Source organism: Pseudonocardia bannensis (assembly GCF_012911875.1).
Taxonomy (GTDB): Bacteria; Actinomycetota; Actinomycetes; order Mycobacteriales; family Pseudonocardiaceae; genus Pseudonocardia; species Pseudonocardia bannensis.
In genome coordinates this window covers 13,813-31,365 of the sequence record NZ_JAAXKZ010000017.1, presented here as the reverse complement: position 1 = coordinate 31,365, position 17,553 = coordinate 13,813, and the positions used below count along the sequence as shown (strand labels likewise).

19 protein-coding genes are annotated in these 17,553 nt (G+C 68.5%); all 19 read left to right on the top strand.

The window, feature by feature from the left end; translation table 11 throughout:
* The first annotated feature begins 28 nt into the window (after window positions 1-28).
* The gene (locus HF519_RS07350) at window positions 29-1,378 is read left to right on the top strand and encodes an aromatic ring-hydroxylating oxygenase subunit alpha (RefSeq protein ID WP_169411427.1); all 1,350 of its coding nucleotides are present in this window, start codon (window positions 29-31) and stop codon (window positions 1,376-1,378) included.
* 43 nt (window positions 1,379-1,421) lie between these two features.
* On the top strand, window positions 1,422-1,949 hold the full coding sequence (locus HF519_RS07345; protein WP_169411425.1) for an aromatic-ring-hydroxylating dioxygenase subunit beta: 528 nt from the start codon (window positions 1,422-1,424) through the stop codon (window positions 1,947-1,949).
* A complete protein-coding gene (locus HF519_RS07340; RefSeq protein WP_169411423.1) occupies window positions 1,949-2,251 on the top strand; it encodes a hypothetical protein in 303 nt (100 codons plus the stop codon). The genes HF519_RS07345 and HF519_RS07340 overlap by 1 nt, the downstream gene beginning before the upstream one ends.
* A gap of 2 nt (window positions 2,252-2,253) precedes the next feature.
* Window positions 2,254-2,643, top strand: a complete 390-nt coding sequence (locus HF519_RS07335; protein ID WP_169411421.1) for an SCP2 sterol-binding domain-containing protein — start codon at window positions 2,254-2,256, stop codon at window positions 2,641-2,643.
* Window positions 2,640-2,954, top strand: a complete 315-nt coding sequence (locus tag HF519_RS07330; RefSeq protein ID WP_169411419.1) for a non-heme iron oxygenase ferredoxin subunit — start codon at window positions 2,640-2,642, stop codon at window positions 2,952-2,954. The genes HF519_RS07335 and HF519_RS07330 overlap by 4 nt, the downstream gene beginning before the upstream one ends.
* Window positions 2,951-4,204, top strand: coding sequence for an NAD(P)/FAD-dependent oxidoreductase (locus tag HF519_RS07325; RefSeq protein ID WP_169411417.1), 1,254 nt, complete (start codon window positions 2,951-2,953; stop codon window positions 4,202-4,204). The genes HF519_RS07330 and HF519_RS07325 overlap by 4 nt, the downstream gene beginning before the upstream one ends.
* Window positions 4,194-5,057: a 4,5:9,10-diseco-3-hydroxy-5,9,17-trioxoandrosta-1(10),2-diene-4-oate hydrolase gene (gene hsaD / locus HF519_RS07320; protein WP_169411415.1), complete on the top strand. Its 864-nt coding sequence runs from the start codon at window positions 4,194-4,196 to the stop codon at window positions 5,055-5,057. Before HF519_RS07325 ends, hsaD begins: the two co-directional genes overlap by 11 nt.
* Before the next feature lie 384 nt (window positions 5,058-5,441).
* Window positions 5,442-6,359 carry a LysR family transcriptional regulator gene (locus tag HF519_RS07315; RefSeq protein ID WP_169411413.1) on the top strand — a complete coding sequence of 306 codons (918 nt, stop codon included), beginning with the start codon at window positions 5,442-5,444 and terminating at the stop codon, window positions 6,357-6,359.
* 238 nt (window positions 6,360-6,597) lie between these two features.
* A complete protein-coding gene (locus HF519_RS07310) occupies window positions 6,598-7,755 on the top strand; it encodes an LLM class flavin-dependent oxidoreductase (protein ID WP_169411411.1) in 1,158 nt (385 codons plus the stop codon).
* A complete protein-coding gene (locus HF519_RS07305; RefSeq protein WP_169411409.1) occupies window positions 7,752-8,552 on the top strand; it encodes an alpha/beta fold hydrolase in 801 nt (266 codons plus the stop codon). The genes HF519_RS07310 and HF519_RS07305 overlap by 4 nt, the downstream gene beginning before the upstream one ends.
* 521 nt (window positions 8,553-9,073) lie before the next feature.
* On the top strand, window positions 9,074-10,000 hold the full coding sequence (locus tag HF519_RS07300; protein ID WP_312859955.1) for a fumarylacetoacetate hydrolase family protein: 927 nt from the start codon (window positions 9,074-9,076) through the stop codon (window positions 9,998-10,000).
* Window positions 9,997-11,415: an amidase gene (locus tag HF519_RS07295; RefSeq protein WP_169411407.1), complete on the top strand. Its 1,419-nt coding sequence runs from the start codon at window positions 9,997-9,999 to the stop codon at window positions 11,413-11,415. Before HF519_RS07300 ends, HF519_RS07295 begins: the two co-directional genes overlap by 4 nt.
* A 25-nt stretch (window positions 11,416-11,440) precedes the next feature.
* Entirely contained in the window at window positions 11,441-11,872 is a 432-nt protein-coding gene (locus HF519_RS07290; RefSeq protein ID WP_169411405.1) for a RidA family protein, read from the top strand.
* A gap of 26 nt (window positions 11,873-11,898) precedes the next feature.
* Complete coding sequence (locus HF519_RS07285) at window positions 11,899-12,885, top strand: DODA-type extradiol aromatic ring-opening family dioxygenase (RefSeq protein WP_169411403.1); 987 nt, start codon at window positions 11,899-11,901, stop codon at window positions 12,883-12,885.
* 69 nt (window positions 12,886-12,954) lie between these two features.
* Complete coding sequence (locus HF519_RS07280; protein WP_169411401.1) at window positions 12,955-14,274, top strand: aromatic ring-hydroxylating oxygenase subunit alpha; 1,320 nt, start codon at window positions 12,955-12,957, stop codon at window positions 14,272-14,274.
* Window positions 14,271-14,864: an aromatic-ring-hydroxylating dioxygenase subunit beta gene (locus HF519_RS07275; RefSeq protein WP_169411400.1), complete on the top strand. Its 594-nt coding sequence runs from the start codon at window positions 14,271-14,273 to the stop codon at window positions 14,862-14,864. The genes HF519_RS07280 and HF519_RS07275 overlap by 4 nt, the downstream gene beginning before the upstream one ends.
* Window positions 14,865-14,958: 94 nt before the next feature.
* Window positions 14,959-15,771 carry a 3-(cis-5,6-dihydroxycyclohexa-1,3-dien-1-yl)propanoate dehydrogenase gene (hcaB, locus tag HF519_RS07270; protein ID WP_169411398.1) on the top strand — a complete coding sequence of 271 codons (813 nt, stop codon included), beginning with the start codon at window positions 14,959-14,961 and terminating at the stop codon, window positions 15,769-15,771.
* A gap of 102 nt (window positions 15,772-15,873) precedes the next feature.
* On the top strand, window positions 15,874-17,100 hold the full coding sequence (locus HF519_RS07265; protein WP_169411396.1) for an NAD(P)/FAD-dependent oxidoreductase: 1,227 nt from the start codon (window positions 15,874-15,876) through the stop codon (window positions 17,098-17,100).
* Between the two features lie 17 nt (window positions 17,101-17,117).
* Window positions 17,118-17,477 (top strand): 2Fe-2S iron-sulfur cluster-binding protein, encoded by a 360-nt coding sequence (locus HF519_RS07260; RefSeq protein WP_246242728.1) that lies wholly within the window; start codon window positions 17,118-17,120, stop codon window positions 17,475-17,477.
* Window positions 17,478-17,553 lie beyond the last annotated feature (76 nt).

The following is a 17,553-nucleotide window of genomic DNA, read 5'->3' as shown; positions in this document are numbered from 1 at the left end:
GAGCTTTTTCATCGAAAGGAGCTCCGCCATGACAGTGGGCTCACACCTGGCCGACCTGGTCGGTGCGGTTCAGTACGACAAGGGCCTGGTCGCCCGTTCGATCTTCGTGGACCCGGAGGTCTACGCGCTCGAACTCGATCGCATCTTCGCCAACAACTGGCTGTTCCTCGGTCACGAGAGCCAGGTCGCCGAGCCCGGCGACTTCATCACCACGTACATGGGTGAGGACCCCATCATCGTCTCCCGGGGTCACGACGGGCACGTGCGCGCGCTGCTGAACGCCTGCCGGCACCGCGGCATGCGGGTCTGCCGTTCCGACGAGGGCAACACGAGCTTCTTCCAGTGCCCCTACCACGCGTGGACCTACTCCAGCGCGGGTGAGCTGGAGGGCGTCCCGAAGTTCCGGTTGGGCTACGCCGGCGTGCTGGACAAGAAGGAGTGGGGCCTTCGTGAGGTCACCCGCGTCGAGTCGTACCGCGGGTTCCTCTTCGGCAACTGGGCGCCGGAGGGCCCCTCGCTGGAGGAGTGGCTCGGCGACTTCACGACGTACTTCGACCTGATCTTCGCTCGCGACCCCGCGGGCATCGAGGTGGTGCCCGGTGCGCACCGCTGGACGGTCGACACGAACTGGAAGATCGCCAGCGAGAACTTCGCGGCCGACATGTACCACGTCGAGCACTCGCACGCGCGACCCGCGGAGCTCGGGCTGATGCAGGCGATGCCGGACGAGGGCTACCAGATCTCGGCGGGCATGGGGTTCGTCGGGCACGCGTTCACCCGGCCCGTCTCGGAGGACGCCGGCGGCGAGGAACCGCTGCACTCCTACTGGACGTTGCCGAACATCCAGACCGAGTTCCTCGCGGAGATGCGCAAGCAGGTGGCCGAGGAGAAGGGCGCGGCGCTGGCGCGGCTCATCCCGCTCGGCCACGGCGCCCTGTTCCCGACGTTCGCGTTCCTGGACCTGGAGCAGTTCCGCCTGATGCGGGTGCACCACCCCCAGGGGCCCGACCGAACCCTCATCCACCAGTGGTGCGTGCTCGACCGGAGCCTGCCCGCGGACGTCAAGGACGCGGTCCGCAAGCAGTACGAGCTCACGTTCGGCCCGGCCGGGCTGCTGGAGCAGGACGACGGCGAGAACTGGCGGGAGTGCCAGAACGGCATGCGCGGCTTCATCGGCCGCCAGCTGGACAGCAACATGATGCTCGGTCTGGGTCTCGAGAAGTCCGCCTCGGAGATCGTCGGGGACGACAACGCGCCCGGCGTGGCCGGCGGCATCTGGTCGGAGGGGAACCAGCGCCGGTTCTACGAGCACTGGCAGCGGTTCATGCAGGCGCCCTCGTCCGCGCCGGCTTCCGAGCCGTCCCCGGGGCGCGGCTGACGCCCCGTCCTCACCCTCCGACGACCACGAGATTGGCGATCACATGACACTGCTCGACGAGGCGCGGCCGGCGAACCTCGCGATGCTCTCCCTGGAGGTCGCGCAGTTCTACTACCACGAAGCGCGGCTGCTCGACGAACGGCGATACGACGAGTGGATCGAGCTCTTCACCAGCGAGAGCACCTACTGGGCACCGGTCCGGGTGACCCGCGAGGGCGACCCGGACCGGATGCAGCGGGGTGAGCTCGCGCTGTTCGACGACGACTTCGGCACCCTGGAACTGCGGGTGGCCAGCCTGTCAGCCAAGAGTGCCTGGGCGGAGATCCCGCCGTCGCGGACCCGCCGCCTCATCACGAACGTGACCGCGACCGAGTCCGACGTCGAGGGCCAGGTGTCCGCGACGTCCAACTTCCTGATCTTCCGGTCCCGGCTGGAGGCCACCGAGCACACCTTCGTGGGGGCCCGCGAGGACGTCCTGGCCCGAGACGGGGCGTCGTGGCGCATTCTCGAGCGCACGATCCTCCTGGACCACAACGTCTACACCTCCGACAACATCAGCGTGCTGTTCTGATGGCGGCTCGAGCGGGACGGAACGGCACCGCGCAGGCCGAGTCCGCCGGCCCGGAACTGCTCGTCGAGAACGAGTACGCCGGTGTGCGGGTGGCGGTGGACACCACCGCCAACGGGTCGCGCCTGCGGGTGACGTCGCAACGGTCGCACCGGGAGATCTTCCTCGACCCGACGGCGTTGGACCTGCTCTGCCATGCGCGGCAGGAGTTCTGGGCCTTTCTCGCGGACGCGGCACGTGATTCCGACGCCTGGGAAACGTTGCGCCTCGAATACCGCACCCACTTCTCTTCTTTCAAGGAGTAGCCGTGTACCCCCTGCTGAGCGAGGACTGGATCCGGCAGTACGCCGAGGTCTGGAAGGACAACACGAAGGCGATCGAGGGGACGAAGGGCCTCGACATGATCGTGGAGATGTCCGTCTCGGACCGCGATCGGGCGCCCGTCCACATCCACGTCAACAACGACGGGATCATCGACTACGCCGGGCCGAAGCTGGACGGGAAGGACCCGAAGTTCAACCTGGCCGCGCCCGCGGAGACCTGGCGGAAGGTGGCCACGAAGGAGATGGGCGTCCGGCGGGCCGTGACCGGGCCGATCAAGTTCAAGGGCAGCCTGGCCACCGCGCTGCGGCACTTCAAGGGCCTGGAGGCCGCGCTGCACCAGTTCGCCGACGTGCCGACGGACTGGGATGCATGAGCGCGCCGAAGGAGATCGCCCGCTGCCCGCTCGCTGAGCTGCGCAGCGGCGAGGGAGTGCGGGTCCCCAGCGAGGCCGGCCCGGTCGCGGTGTTCCTCGTGGACGGCGAGGTGCTCGCGGTGCAGGACACGTGTACGCACGAGGACGCGTCGCTGGCCGACGGATTCCTCGAGGGCCACGTCATCGAGTGTCCGCTGCACGGCGGCCAGTTCGATCTGCGGTCGGGTGCGGCGGTCTGCCTTCCGGCGCAGCACCCGCTGCGGCGTTTCGGGACGCGCTCCGACAGCGAGTTCGTCTACGTCACGGCATGAGCGCTGGTGAGGTCATCGCGATCGTCGGCGCCGGCCTGGCCGGCGCCCGGGCGGCGGAGTCGCTGCGCGGCCAGGGCTTCACCGGGTCGATCGTGATGTTCGGCGAGGAGCCCACGGCTCCGTACCACCGGCCGCCGCTCTCGAAGTCCGTCCTCACCGAGGAGCCGGATCTCGCGACGCTGCTGGTGCACCCGGAGAGCTGGTACCGCGACCACGACGTGGAGCTCCGGCTCGGGTGCCGGATCACCGGCGTCGACCTGCACGACCGTTGCGTGCAGGACGCGCGGGGGAACCGGTTCCCGTTCGGGAAGCTGATCCTGACCACCGGGGCGGCGGCCCGCGGGCTCGACGGGTGCCGGGACGATCCGGAGTCGCGCGTGCTCGTGCTCCGTACGCTCGCCGACGCATCCCGGCTGCGTGCACGCCTGGCCACGGCCCGGTCCGTGCTCGTCGTCGGGGGCGGGTTCATCGGGGCCGAGGTCGCGTCGGGTGCCGTGGGCCTGGGCTGCTCGGTGACGATGCTCGAGGCCGCCGAGGGCCCCTTCTCGAGGTCGCTGGGCACCGTCACGTCGAAGATCCTCGCGGACTTCTACCGAGGCCTCGGGGTCGACGTGGTGACGTCGGTCCACGTCACGAGCGTGCGCGAGTCCGGAGCCGGCGTCGCTGTCACCGCGGAGGACGGGCGGCGCTGGGAGGCCGATCTCGTCGTGGCCGGTGTCGGCGCTGTTCCGGCCGACCATCTCGCTGCGGACGGGGGCCTCGCGACCGGGAACGGCGTGCTCGTCGACGCGCGGGGTTGCACCAGTGTCCCGTTCGTCTTCGCCGCTGGTGACGTCGCCAACCGGTTCGAGCCGGCGCTGGGCCGGCACATCCGGCCGGAACACTGGCAGAACGCACAGAACCACGCGGTCGCCGTCGCCCGGAACGTGCTCGGTGCGGACCAGCCGTTCTCGGAGGTCCCGTGGTTCTGGTCGGACCAGTTCTCGGTGAACCTGCAGATGGTCGGCTCGTCCCAGGGCGCGGACGACGTCGTGCTGCGCGGGGCCCCGGACGACCGCCGGTTCTCGGTCTTCTATCTGAGCCGGTCCCGGGTGGTGGCGGCCTTCAGCATGAACAACGCCCGCGATATCGCCGTCGCGAAACGCCTGATCGGGCGGCGCACCGTCGTCGACGCCGCGACGCTCGCACACGAGGGCACCGACTTGAAGTCCTTGTTGTCCCAGGATGGTGGGAAATCACATGACCAATGACAGCGCTGCCGACTCCGCGAACGTGACGACCCGGACGGTCGCGGTCCAGGGAACGAAACTGCATGTCCACGAGGCCGGAGCGGGGGAGACGCTCGTCCTGCTGCACGGCGGCGGCCCGGGGGCGTCCGGGTGGAGCAACTTCGGCGGCAACGTGGCGGCGCTCGCCGAGCACTTCCGCGTGATCGTTCCGGACCAGCCCGGATACGGGCAGTCGGACAAGCCGGACTTCGACGGTGACTACTGGACGTTCGCCGCCCGGTGCATCGCCGACCTCCTCGGCGCCCTGGGAGTGGAGAAGGCGCACTTCGTCGGCAACTCGTTGGGCGGCGGAACGACGGTGCGCCTGGCGCTGGACCACCCCGACCGCATCGACCGCATGATCCTCATGGGGCCGGCCGGGGTGTCGGTGAACGTCCTGACGCCGCACCCGAGCGAAGGACTGAAGATCCTGTCCTCGTTCTACGACGCGCCCGGCCCGTCCCGCGACCGCATGGCGGCCTTCATCCGGATGATGGTCTTCGACCCGGCGATGGTCACCGAGGAGCTGATCACGGAGCGCCTCGAGGCCGCGCTGGATCCCGATGCGCGAGCCGGCGCGCTGAGGGCGGTCAACTCGATCATGTCGTCATCCGAGGCCCAGCTCTGGCGGTACCTGCACGAGGTGCGGCACGAGACGTTGCTGGTCTGGGGGCGCGACGATCGTGTGGTGCCCATGGATGGGGGCCTGTTCGCTCTGCAGCGGATGCCGAATGCGGATCTTCACGTCTTCTCCCGGTGCGGTCACTGGGCCCAGGCGGAGCGGCGGGACGAGTTCAACCGGCTGGCCGTCGACTTCTTCGGCCGGCCGGCATGATGTGACCGCTGGAGGTGCGGCAGCCGCGCGGGTGGCCGGGTGATCTCCAGCCCGCGCGGTGACCTGCTTCGTCGTGCGGCGTGGTCGGTAGCGGCGGCCCGGTGAGCGGGCCGACCGCGATCGGGCCGAGGGGGACCATCCGCGGGGTGGCGGAGTCGGTTACTCAGGTTGTGCTCCTCGACAGAGCCACGTAAAGGTCTGGTCGGGAAGGCAGGAACAGCGTTGAGGAAGGTTCGGAAGAGGGCGATCCAGCAGTTCGTCGATCGCCCCGCGTAGTAGCCCTCCACCATGTTCTCAGCGCTGCTTCCATTCTTCCCGGCCCGGTCCGTGGATTTCTTTGTCGGAGATTGACCGCTCCGCAATCGATCGGTACCTTCCGCGCACATGGATCTCCGCCATCTCCGATACTTCGTGGCGGTGGCGGAGGAGGGCGCTTTTCGGCGGGCTGCCCGGCGGCTGCAGATCGCCCAGCCCCCCTTGTCTCAGGCGATTCGCCAGCTCGAGCTCGAGCTGGGTGTGCCACTCCTGATCCGGTCCACCCGCGGCGTCGAGCTGACGACAGCCGGAGCGCAACTGGTGGAGCACGCTCGCGAGATCCTCAGCCGGGTCGAGGACGCGATCAGTGCCGTCCGGCAGGAGACAGCATCAGGATTCCTGCGTGTCGGCCTCGTCGGCGGAATGCTGGCCGCGGCCGAGCTCACCGGGCCGATCCTGCAGAGCTTCCAGATGGCGCATCCGAAGCTCCAACTTTCTCTGTGCGAGCTCAACTTCGCTGAGCAGACAGAGCCGCTGGCCCGGGGCGCCGTGGACGTCGCCATCGTCCGACCCCCCTACCACGACCGGCGCATCGATATGTTTCCGGTGCTCGGGGAGCCCCGCGAACTGTTCGTGAGTACTCGCCATCCACTCTCGACCGCGGACGAGGTACGGGTGGACGACATCCTGGACGAGCCGATGCTCGACATGTCCCGCGCGCCCGCGGAATGGAGCGCCTTCTGGCTCCTCGACGAACTCCGCGACGGGCCGGCTCCGGGGCACGGCCGGATCGACGCCGTCACCGTGCACGAGTTCGAACTCGCGCTCGCCCTGCGGCGCGGCGCTCTCACCGTGGCCGCGAGCGTGCCCCGGCTGGCGCCCAACCCGATGCTGGTCGGGATACCCCTACGTGACGCCTCCCCGTCGATGATCGCAGTCGCGCGGCGCCGCGGCGACCGGCGCATCGCCGTCACCGAGTTCATCCGGCACGCCGGCGTGATATGCCGCCTGCAGCACGACCTCGTCCCCGACGCCGTCCTCCCTTAAGGGCATCACGAAGCGCTCCCCTGGCGTGGGCTCCGACACGTTCGCCGTATCGCCCGAGAGCCGAAGCGGGACTACCCGGGGTTCCGGCAGGCGGTCATAGTCGTCCCGCCGACCGGGTAACGGAATCCGACGACGTCAGGCGAGTTCCGATGTCTCTTTGCCGCGCCAACGCCGTCGCGACACGAAGGGGATCACCATCAATCCGCACGATGATCTGGAATTCTACTTCGCTCACTTCATGCCCTACGCGCACCTGCCGGACGACCACGAGAAATACGACTCGTTGTGGGTCGACTTCCCGAACTCGATGTACGACCCGAAAAAGGGTCACGCGCTGTACCGGCGGTACCTGAGCGAGCTCGCACTGGCCGACCGCCTGGGCTTCGACGGGCTGATGATCAACGAACATCACTCGACGGTGTACAGCATGATGCCCGCCCCGAACTTGATCGCGGGCGCGCTGATCCCGCAGACCACGGCAGCGAAGCTCTGCGTCATGGGCACCCTGCTCAACTTCTCCTACCCCAACCGGGTGGCCGAGGAGTACGCGATGCTCGACGTCATGTCCGGTGGCCGGCTGGAGGTTGCGTTCCCGCTGGGCACCGGCATGGAGTACTACTCCAATGCGACGCAGATCAACCCCGCGACGGCCCGGGAACGCTTCGAGGACGCGTTCCAGGTCGTGCTGAAGGCGTGGCAGGAGGACGGCCCCATCGAGCACGACGGGCCCTTCTACAGCTACCGGATGCTCAACCCGTGGCCGCGGCCCTACCAGAAGCCACACCCCAAGGTCTGGTTCGTGGGCACCGGCAGCCCGGAGACCATCGAGCTCGCCACCCGCTACGAGACCGGCTACGCCTCTGTGTTCGTGCCGAAGGAGCAGCAGGACCGCGCGTACCGCAGCTTCCGGAAGGCCGCCGCCGACAAGGGCCAGACGGTCACTCCGGACCGGCTCATGTTCTCCATCTTCTGCTACGTCGGGGAGACCGACGAGGAGGCCGAGCGCGAGGGCAAGGAGCACGTGCTCTGGTACTTCAACAACGCCCTGCGTACGTCCAACCACTACCGGATGCCGCCCGGTTACGTATCGCCCGCCGCGCTGCGTGCCCTGCTGGAGGCGGGCCCCGGCTGGACCACCGGGGACCAGCGCACGACCATGAGCTGGGAGGGCATCCAGTCCTGGCGGGCGACGCTGGGCAGCCCGGAGACGGTCGCGAACCAGATCGGCCGGTGGCTCGACGAGACCGGCGCCGGGCGGGTGCTCTGCCACCTGCACCTCGGGGACATGCCGCACTGGAAGACCGTCAAGAACCTCACGTTGTTCGCCGAGGAAGTCATCCCCCGACTGCGTGGCCGGGTCGCCCTGGCCCCCTCCACCGCTGGAGCCAGCGCATGACCACCACGGACCGGGAGCACCGCTCATTCGCGGTCGAACGCCACACCGTCAACGAAATCGAGGTCGCGGTCCAGCGCGCCGGCAGCGGGCAGCCGCTGCTGTTCCTGCACGGGGGCTCGACCGCCCCCGGCGCCGACTTCGCGCTGCGCTGGGCGGAGCATTTCGAGGTCGTGATCCCGCACCATCCCGGTTTCGGCCTCTCCGCCGACGACCCCGGAATCCGGGACATGCGCGACTTCGTGCCGCACTACCTGCAGCTACTCGACGACCTCGGCATCTCCTCGGCCGACGTGGTGGGGCACTCGCTCGGCGGCTGGATCGCCGCACTACTGGCCATCCACAGCCCGGACCGGGTGCGGCGGCTCGCGCTCGCCAGCCCCGCGGGCCTGCGCGTACCTGACCACCCGACGCTGGACATCCTTCGTCTGGAACCTCCGGTACTGGCCACCAAGCTCACCCGGAACCCGCAGTTGCTCTTCGGCTCGGGCGAGCCGAGCGTGGACGCGATCGTCGCCGGCTATCGCGAGAGCGGTTCACTGGCCCGGGTGCTGTGGGAACGCAACTACGACCACACCCTGCAACGCTGGCTGCATCGGGTCGCGATGCCGACGTTGCTGGTGTGGGGGCGCGACGACGAGGTGACTCCCGTCCGGCAGGCTGAAGCGTGGTCGGCTCGGCTGCCGCACAGCGAGACGCTGATCGTCGAGTGCTGTGGGCACCTGCTGCTCAACGAGCAGCCCGACGTGGCCGACGCCATCACCGCTTTCCTGCTCGGGGACGGCCCCGCCGGCCCCTGAGCCGACCGATCAGCTCACCTCACGGGCGATGGATGGGGCGCCACGACCGTTCGGGGCACGCCCGACCCCCGTACGCGGACCGATGCCATCGCGTATGGAGCGCACAGATGTGGCCGGTGCTCCGTCTCTCGCCCGTGGGTCGGTAACTCAGGAACCATCCCGCGGTGGGCGAGGTCATGTGTTCACCGGGAGGCCGAGCTCCAGGTGGCCGGCAGGCCGGCCCGTGTTCCGCCATCAGATCAGGAATCCTTGTGAGCAGTTCCAGGGGTGGTGAACAGCGGCGTTCACTGCGTCTGGGTGCGTCGAAGTCTCTGCTCAATGCAGCTGCGGCCGCCGCGATACCCGTCTATTGGTCCATATTGGTTGGACAGGAATAAATGGTCCGCATTGGTCGGGCCGGCCCGCGGCGGAGCCATGTGATTTCCGGGGCTTGACGTCGAAGGCGCCCTCGCGCTCTAATTTCCAACCAGTTCGACCGCATCCATTCATTGGTCCACATTGGCCGCGAAAGGCTTCTGCGCGTGCGTTTCTCGTCGTACCTGCGAGATGGCGAGCCCCAGGTGGGGCTCGTTACCGAGGGCGGGGACACTCTCCGCCCGCTCCGTGACGCCATTACGGGGCGCCCGGTCGCCTCGCTCACGCCATTTCTCTCGGGCTGGGCCGAGTTGAAGGAAACGTTGCGGCCCGATGATGAGGAGCTGCCGCTGACATTCCTTTCCTTGCTGCCGCCACTGCGCCCGAGCCGGAATCTGCTGTGTGTGGGCAGGAACTACCACGAACACGCCGAAGAATTCGCGAGGAGCGGTTTCGACTCCAGCGATCCCGCCGGCCGGACGGCATCTGCGTCGCCCGAGCACCCGGTGATCTTCACCAAGAGCCCCGACGCGCTCATCGGATCCGGGGAGGAGATCGATCCGCACACGGGCCTGACCGAGTCGCTGGACTACGAGGGTGAACTCGCGGTCATCCTCGGGGTCGGCGGACGTGGCATCACAGCCGAGGATGCCCTCGGTCACGTGTGGGGGTATTGCCTCTTCAACGACGTGACGGCGCGAGACCTGCAGAAGCGGCACACGCAGTGGTTCCTCGGGAAGTCACTGGACACGTTCGGGCCGATGGGACCGTTCGCCGTGACGGCGGACGAGGTCGATCTCGCCACTACCCGGCTGACCACCACCGTCAATGGCGAGAAGCGGCAGGACGCGCTCGTCACGGATCTCATCTTCGACATCCCGACCCTGATCGCCACGATCAGCGCGGGCCTCACCCTCAAACCGGGAGACGTCATCGCCACCGGTACCCCGAAGGGGGTCGGAATCGGCTTCGATCCGCCGAAGTTCTTGGTGCCGGGCGACGAAGTGAGCATCGCCGCACCACGCCTGGGCGTCCTGACCAACCGCGTCGGTCGTGGGGCCGCGGGTCGCCCTCCGGGGGACGAACGAGCATGACCGCGGACGCGTACTGGACCTGGACCGCGGCACAGATCACGCGGGCCGTGTCCAGCCGGGAGGTCAGCTGTCGGGAGATCACCGAGTCCTGCCTCGCCCGTCTCGAGGAGGTCAACGGCGACCTGGTGGCCCTCGTGGACATCGACGCCGCTGGAGCGCGGGCGGCTGCGGACCGAGCGGACCGGAGTGTGCGGCGCGGCGAGCCCCTGGGCGTCCTCCATGGGGTCCCGGTGGCCACGAAGATCAACGTCGATCAGCGCGGCAGCCCCACGACGAACGGTGTCCGGGCGTTCAAGGATCGGGTGGCGCTCAACGACAACCCCGCCGTGGGCAACCTGCGCGACGCCGGGGCGATCATCCTCGGCCGAACCAACACCCCCTCGTTCTCCTGGCGCTGGTTCACCGACAACGAGCTGCATGGCCGCACCCTGAACCCGTGGAATCCGAAGGTCACAGTGGGCGGGTCCAGCGGCGGCTCCGCCGCTGCGGTCAGCACCGGCATCGTCCCGATCGCGCACGGCAGTGACCTTGCGGGCTCGATCCGCTACCCGGCCTACGCCTGCGGGGTGCTGGGGCTGCGCCCCACCCAGGGACGCATACCCTCCTTCGACGCCACCGCACCGGGGGACCGTCCCCCCCTGTCCCAGCTGATGGGCGTCCAAGGGGCGATGACCAGGACGGTCGAGGACATGAGGTTGGCGTTGCGGGCGATGGCCCGCGGCAGCGATCTCGATCCGTGGTCGGTACCGGTGCCGTTGGAGCTGGACGCGACACCCCCGTCCCGGCTGGCCGTTGTGCGAAGCGTGCCATGGACCGACGTCGACGCCTCGGTCACCGCCGAGATCGATGTGTCGGCGCGCCGGATGGAGGCGGCCGGCTACGAGCCGGTGGAGGTGGTGCCACCCAGCTTCGAGCGGGTGATGGACGTATTCCGAGCCGCCCTCTGGGAGGCGGGGCACGGGCTCCTGCAACGGGTCGCGGAGCTGGGAGATCCCTCCATGCAGGCCGTGGCGAAGGTGATGAACGAGGTGGCCGCGGATATCGACGGTGTCCGGTACCTCGAGCTGTTCGGTCTGCGGACGACGATCCTGCGCGAGTGGTCGGCGTTTCTCGACGACTACCCGTTGCTCCTGATGCCCGTCTCCTGGCGCCGGCCCTTCCCGGTGGACTACGACCAGCGGGGGCCGGACGCGGTCCGCGAGGTGATCGATGCTCTCGCGCCGGCGATCGCCGCCAATGTCTGCGGGCTACCGGCACTGGCCGTCCCCACTTCGATCGGCCCGGACGGCCCGTGCGGCGTCCAGTTCGTGGCGGGCCGGTTCCGCGAGGACCGCTGCCTGACAGCCGCCGAGGTGCTCATGCGTGACCACCCCGACCGCGCGCTGCGACGGGGCCGGCCAGCACTCGACCACTAACCCGCCCCCTCATCGAAAGGTCGTCATGCCCCCCAAGGTGACGTATGCCAATCCCGATGGAGCCTGTGAAGCGCAGGGCCTCTACTCCCACCTCACGGTCGTCCCCTCCGGCACCGATCTGATGTTCGTCGCGGGGCAGCTGGCTGTGGGCGAGCACGGCGAGGTCGTGGGCGTCGGCGACTTCCGTGCGCAGTTCGCGCAGGTCCACAAGAACCTCGGTGACGTCCTGCGGGCCATGGGTGCCGACTGGAACGACGTCATCCAGTTCCGCACCTACCTCGTGCACTCCCAGGACATCCCGACCTTCATGGAATTGCGGGCCGCGCTGTTCCCGAAGCTGTTCACGACCTCGGTGTTCCCGCCGAACACGCTGCTCACCGTCGACCGCCTGGTCAAGGAGGAGTTCCTCTTCGAGGTCGAAGCGGTCGTCGCCGGCCCGGGCAGCAGCTCCGCCTGAGCACATCGAACCGAGGGAGAGAACCGATGAACACCATCGTCGGCGGCATCAGCATGTCGCACGCCCCGGGCATCGTCGGCTGGCCCGAGACGGTTGCCGAGGAACGCCGCAAGCCCATGTTCGCGGCCATCGACCGGATCAACGCCTACCTCGACGAACTGCGCCCCGACGTGGTCGTCGCATTTCTCGACGACCACTTCGAGAACATCTTCCGGCCGATGGCCCCGACCTTCGCCATCGCCGTCGCCGACTCCCACCAGGGTCCGGCCGACCACTTCGTCGAGGTCATGCGCATGGAGCGGCCCGTCGAGGTGCCCGGCGCGCCGGCGCTGGCCAAGGAGCTCCTGGAGCGAACCGTCGCCGCCGGCTTCGACATCACCCGGATGGGCCGCATCGCGTACGGCAACAACCTGATGGCCCCGTGGCAGCTGATCCGCCCGCAGAACGACATCCCGGTGATCCCTGTCTTCGTGAACGTCTACCACCCGCCGCTGCCGACGATGGACCGGGCGTACCGGCTGGGACGGGCGGTACGGTCGGCGCTGCTCGAGGCCCCCGGCGAGAACCGGATCCTGATCCTCTCGACCGGCGGGCTGTCGCACTGGCCGCCGATCTGGCTCGAACACTTCCAGGACTGGCCGCCGGAACTGCAGCCGTTCATGGAGCGGATGAAGCGCTACCAGACCGAGGGTCTCCAGGTGCTGAAGGAAGACCCGGACCTGATGGTGGACCTCGGCAAGTACGAGCAGATGATGGCCGAGATCATCGACCGTCCGCTCGTCGCGCCGGACTGGGACCGCCACTTCCTCGACCTCGTCGCCGCCGGCGACACCGCCGCGGTACGCGCCCTGACCTACGCCGAGATCGAGTCCGCCGCCGGCTTCGGCGCCCACGAGGTGTTGAACTGGGCGGCCGGCATGGGCGCCCTCGACGGGGCCGAGGCCACCGTTCTCAGCTACGAGGCCGTGCCCGAGTGGGTCTGCGGCATGGGCTTCGCGATCTACGAGCTGTAGGCATCTCCCTCCGCCGGGGCACCACGTGCGCACCGGCGCCCGCGAAAGGCCGAACAAAGGAGTCTCGGCATGTCCAGCACCATCTCCGACGCCGACATCGCGGCGGTCATCGACAGCGATCAGAACAGGCTGGTGTCCCCCGACGGGTCACGGGTGGCACGAGCCATCTTCTCCAGCGAGGAGATCTACCAGAGGGAACTGGCCGAGATCTTCGGCAAGTGCTGGCTCCCGCTGGGCCACGAGAGCCAGCTGCCCCGGACCGGGTCCTTCTTCACCACGTTCATGGGCGAGGACGCGGTCATCGTCAGCCGCGGGCGGGACGGCCAGATCCGCGTGCACCTCAACGCCTGCAGCCACCGCGGCGCGAAGGTGTGCCTGGAGGACACCGGGACCGCGAACACGTTCACCTGCCCCTACCACGCCTGGACCTTCGCCAACGACGGCAGGCTGGTGGGTGTCACCTTCGAGGAGCAGTACTACAAGAACCCGCCGCTGGACAAGGGCAAGCTGGGGCTGACGCCGGTCGCCCAGGTGGACACCATCCACGGGATGATCTTCGCGACGTTCGACCCCAACGCGGTCCCGCTGCGGGAGGCCCTCGGTGGCATGGTCCCGTTTCTCGACGCCATCTTCGACCGCCGCGAGGGCGGGATGGAGGTCGTCGGCCAGCCGGTGAAGTGGCGGATCCCGACCAACTGGAAGATCTATCAGGACAACTTCGCCGGGGACGAGTACCACATCGGATTCACCCACGGCTCCTCGTTGGAGGCCATCCGGTTCAGCGACGAGCAGTTCCTCGCCGGCCTGGTGCACTGCGCCGTCGATGGCGGCCACGGCTTCGCCGCCAACTTCGACCCGCCGGACGGGTCCGAGCCCTACCTGCCGCTCAACCAGCCCGTGGAGGCGTTCAGCCCCGAGACCCGGGAGTACATGCAGTCCTGCCTGGCGGAGGCGGAGGAACGGGTCAGCGCGATCCACCTGCGCTGCCAGCTGGCGGCCGGGACCGTGTTCCCGAACTGGTCCCTGCTGCCGATCTTCCATACCTTCCGGGTCTGCCATCCCAAGGGCCCGAACGAGATCGAGCTCTGGGCCTACACCTTCGTCGACCGGGACGCCCCCGAGCACGTCAAGCGGGAGCTGGCCGGTTATTACAACTTCTCCTTCGGGCCGGCCGGGATCGTCGAGCAGGACGACGGCGCCATCTGGGAGAGCATCACCCGCACCGCACAGGGCACGCAGGGCTCCCGAGGATTCTCCAGCTACGAGATGGGCGCGGGCACCGAGTACTGGCACGAAGGGCTGGGCTGCTGGATGACCGACAAGTTGAGCGAGGCCGCGCAGCGCAGCTTCTTCCGGGAGTGGTCGCGCCGGATGGAGGGCGGGAAGTGAGCACCGAGATGCTGCAGACGACCGAGACCGGTACCTGCACGGCGGGGACGCCGGGCGAATTGGTGGACATGGCGGCCTGGTTCGAGGTGCAGCGCTTCCTGACCGAGGAGGCACGGCTGCTCGACCACCGGTGCTACGAGGAATGGCTCGCGCTGTTCACCGAGGACATGCGCTACTGGGTCCCGGCCCGAAAGGTCCGGATGATCTCGGGGAAGCCCGGCGATCGAGCGGTTGATCTCGAACTGTCCGCTGATGGTGAGCCGTGCGTCCTCGACGAGCGGCTGCCCCAGCTCCAGCTCCGCGTCTTCCGGATGCAGACCGCCCGGCTGCTGTGGTGCGACAACCCCCCGGGACGGGTCCGGCACCTGATCACCAACGTCGAAGCCAGCTACACCGACAAGCCCGACGAACTGGCCGTCAGGTCGAACTTCCTCGTGCCGCACGCGCGATTCGACGAGAAGGGAACGCAGTTCCACGGCGAGCGCCAGGACATCCTGCGCCGGACCGGGGGTTCTTTCAAGATCGCCTCCCGCAAGGTCGTCCTGGACTCGACGGTGATCTGGTCGCCTGCGGTCACGACGTTCTTCTGAGCCGCCCTGGCTCCCATCCGGGTTTCCGTCACCGGTGCGGTGCCCGGATGGGAGCAGCCCATCCGGTTGTCAGGCAGAGAATGTGGAGGAAGTCGTGGGCTGGTTGGACGGCGCGGTAGCGATGATCACCGGGGGCGGCTCAGGCCTCGGGCACGCACTGGTGAGGCGGTTCGTCGAAGAAGGCGCCAGGGTGGCCGTCCTCGAGCGCGACGCCGACAAAGTGGCGCAGCTGCGCCAGGATTTCCCGTCCGACGTGGTGGCTGTCGAGGGCGACGTGTCCTCGTTGGCCTCGAACCAGCAGGCGGTGGCCGCGGCCGTCGAGGCCTACGGCCGGCTGGACACGTTCGTCGGCAACGCCGGGGTGTGGGACGGCAGCGTGTCCATCGTCGACCTCCCGGCGGAGGGCCTCGACGCGGCGTTCGACACCGTCTTCTCGGTGAACGTCAAGGGATATCTGATGGGCGCCAAGGCGTCCTACCCCGAGCTGCTCAAGACCCACGGCAACATGATCTTCACGTTGTCGAACGCGGCCTTCCACACCGACGGCGGCGGCCCCCTCTACACCGCCAGCAAGCACGCCGGCCTCGGCCTGGTCAGCCAGCTCGCGTTCGAGCTCGCGCCGAAGATCCGGGTGAACGGCGTGGCTCCGGGGCCGTTCAACTCCGACCTGCGTGGCCCGGTCAGCCTGGGGCTGGACGGGGCATCACTCACCGACGGGCGCACGGCCGAGGACATCGCGCCGTTGCTGCCGCTGGACTACTCGCCGACCGCGGAGGACTACACGGGCATGTATGTCGTCCTCGCCTCCAACGCCAACTCGGCGACGACCACCGGCGCGGTGATGCAGTCCGACGGCGGCCTGCGGGTCCGCGGCATCGGCAGGGTGTCCGGAGGACGGCATCTTTAGCAACGACGACCTCGGTCCGGACGACATGATTACGAGTCACCTGGGGCGCACGGCGAGGACCACCCACGATGCACGTTCCGTGCCCCGGCGAGGACAGACGTGATGGACAGGCCACAGCGCGTCGTCATCGTGGGCGGTGGCCAGGCCGGCGGCGCCACAGCGGCGCTGCTCCGCGCCTATGGCTTCGACGGCGCGATCGTGCTCATCGGCGAGGAGCCGGGCCTGCCCTATGAGCGGCCACCCCTGTCCAAGGCCTGGCTCAAGGGCCAGGCCGATGCCGACAGCCTCTTGCTCAAGCCGGCCGGCTTCTACGAGGAGCAGGGCATCGACCTGCTGTTGCAGCGTACGGCGGTGACGATCGACCGCGTCGCCCGGACCGTCGGCCTCGACGACGGACGCATGGTCGGTTACGACCGGCTCGTGCTCGCGACCGGGTCCCGGGCCCGACGGATCGACGTCCATGGCCACGATCTCGACAACGTGCTGTACCTGCGTGACCAGGCGGATGCCGAGCGGCTCAAGGCCGTTCTGAGCACAGGTGGACGCATCGTCATCTGCGGTGGCGGCTACATCGGACTGGAGGTGGCAGCAGCCGCACGGGACCTCGGCGTGGAGGTGACCGTGATCGAACAGCAGCAGCGCCTGCTTGCCCGCGTCGCCTCCGAGCCACTCGCGGCGTTCTTCCTTCGCCATCACCTCGATCACGGGGTCGATTTCCGGCTCAACGCCCAGATCACGACGTTCGTCCAGGAGGACCACAAGGTGGTGGGCGTTGCGCTCGCCACCGGAGAATTGCTGCCGTGCGACGCCGTGGTGATCGGCATCGGCGCCGTTCCCCAGGACGGCCTTGCCATCGCGGCCGGTCTCGAGTGCGACGACGGCGTCATCGTCGATGGATCGGCGTGCACGAGCGATCCGTGCATCTTCGCCATCGGCGACGTCTCCCGTCGGCCCGTGGTTCTCTATGACTGCTCGTTCCGGTTCGAGAGCGTGCCCAATCTGATCGAGCAGGCCAAGCAGGTGGCCGCTGCGTTCACCGGACGTCCCGCGCCGCGCCCGGAGACGCCATGGTTCTGGTCGGATCAGTACGACACCAAGCTGCAGATCGCGGGCATGGTCTGCCGAGGTGGCGCACTCGTCATCAGGGGTGACGAGGCGCAGAACCGGTTCGCGGTGTTCCACCTGAAAGGCAACCGTCTGATGGCAGTCGAAGCGGTCAACTCGCCGGCGGAGTTCATGGCGGGAAAGAAAATCATCGCGGACTGCCGGCACGTCTGCGTGGACAAGCTTGGCGACCTGGACGTGCCCATGCGTGACATGATCATTTAATTGTAGGCACATCGGAGATGGATCCGAGTCGGAGCGCATCGAGGGGAGTGGGCCCATTGGCCAAGGTCACCTACGTCGAGTTCGACGGGACGGAGCATGTCGTGGACGTTCCAGTCGGAACCTCGGTCATGAAGGGGGCGATCCGCAACAACGTCCCCGGTATCGACGCTGACTGCGGTGGACACTGCTCGTGCGCCACCTGCCACGTCCACGTCGTCGCGCCGTGGCGCGACAAGGTGGGGGAAGCCACGGGAGCCGAACAGGCCCTTCTCCAGTTCGCAGACGGCGTGGACGGCGGCTCCCGGCTCTCGTGCCAGATCCTGATCACCCACGACCTGGACGGGCTGGTGGTCACGATGCCGGAGGTCCAGGGGTGAATCGCCGGCCTCGCGGCAGCGCCCGGCCTCGGTTTCGGCTCCGGCGCGCCGGCCCGCCGGCGCTGTCACCGGGCAG

Bases quoted from the DNA above. Each gene is read 5' to 3' on its own strand.
- HF519_RS07260 (WP_246242728.1), top strand. From the start codon at position 17,118: ATGGATCCGAGTCGGAGCGCATCGAGGGGAGTGGGCCCATTGGCCAAG.
- HF519_RS07290 (WP_169411405.1), top strand. From the start codon at position 11,441: ATGCCCCCCAAGGTGACGTATGCCAATCCCGATGGAGCCTGTGAAGCG.
- HF519_RS07315 (WP_169411413.1), top strand. From the start codon at position 5,442: ATGGATCTCCGCCATCTCCGATACTTCGTGGCGGTGGCGGAGGAGGGC.
- HF519_RS07325 (WP_169411417.1), top strand. From the start codon at position 2,951: ATGAGCGCTGGTGAGGTCATCGCGATCGTCGGCGCCGGCCTGGCCGGC.
- HF519_RS07310 (WP_169411411.1), top strand. From the start codon at position 6,598: ATGCCCTACGCGCACCTGCCGGACGACCACGAGAAATACGACTCGTTG.
- HF519_RS07345 (WP_169411425.1), top strand. From the start codon at position 1,422: ATGACACTGCTCGACGAGGCGCGGCCGGCGAACCTCGCGATGCTCTCC.
- HF519_RS07285 (WP_169411403.1), top strand. From the start codon at position 11,899: ATGAACACCATCGTCGGCGGCATCAGCATGTCGCACGCCCCGGGCATC.
- HF519_RS07295 (WP_169411407.1), top strand. From the start codon at position 9,997: ATGACCGCGGACGCGTACTGGACCTGGACCGCGGCACAGATCACGCGG.
- HF519_RS07305 (WP_169411409.1), top strand. From the start codon at position 7,752: ATGACCACCACGGACCGGGAGCACCGCTCATTCGCGGTCGAACGCCAC.
- hsaD (WP_169411415.1), top strand. From the start codon at position 4,194: ATGACCAATGACAGCGCTGCCGACTCCGCGAACGTGACGACCCGGACG.
- HF519_RS07350 (WP_169411427.1), top strand. From the start codon at position 29: ATGACAGTGGGCTCACACCTGGCCGACCTGGTCGGTGCGGTTCAGTAC.
- HF519_RS07280 (WP_169411401.1), top strand. From the start codon at position 12,955: ATGTCCAGCACCATCTCCGACGCCGACATCGCGGCGGTCATCGACAGC.
- HF519_RS07265 (WP_169411396.1), top strand. From the start codon at position 15,874: ATGGACAGGCCACAGCGCGTCGTCATCGTGGGCGGTGGCCAGGCCGGC.
- HF519_RS07340 (WP_169411423.1), top strand. From the start codon at position 1,949: ATGGCGGCTCGAGCGGGACGGAACGGCACCGCGCAGGCCGAGTCCGCC.
- HF519_RS07330 (WP_169411419.1), top strand. From the start codon at position 2,640: ATGAGCGCGCCGAAGGAGATCGCCCGCTGCCCGCTCGCTGAGCTGCGC.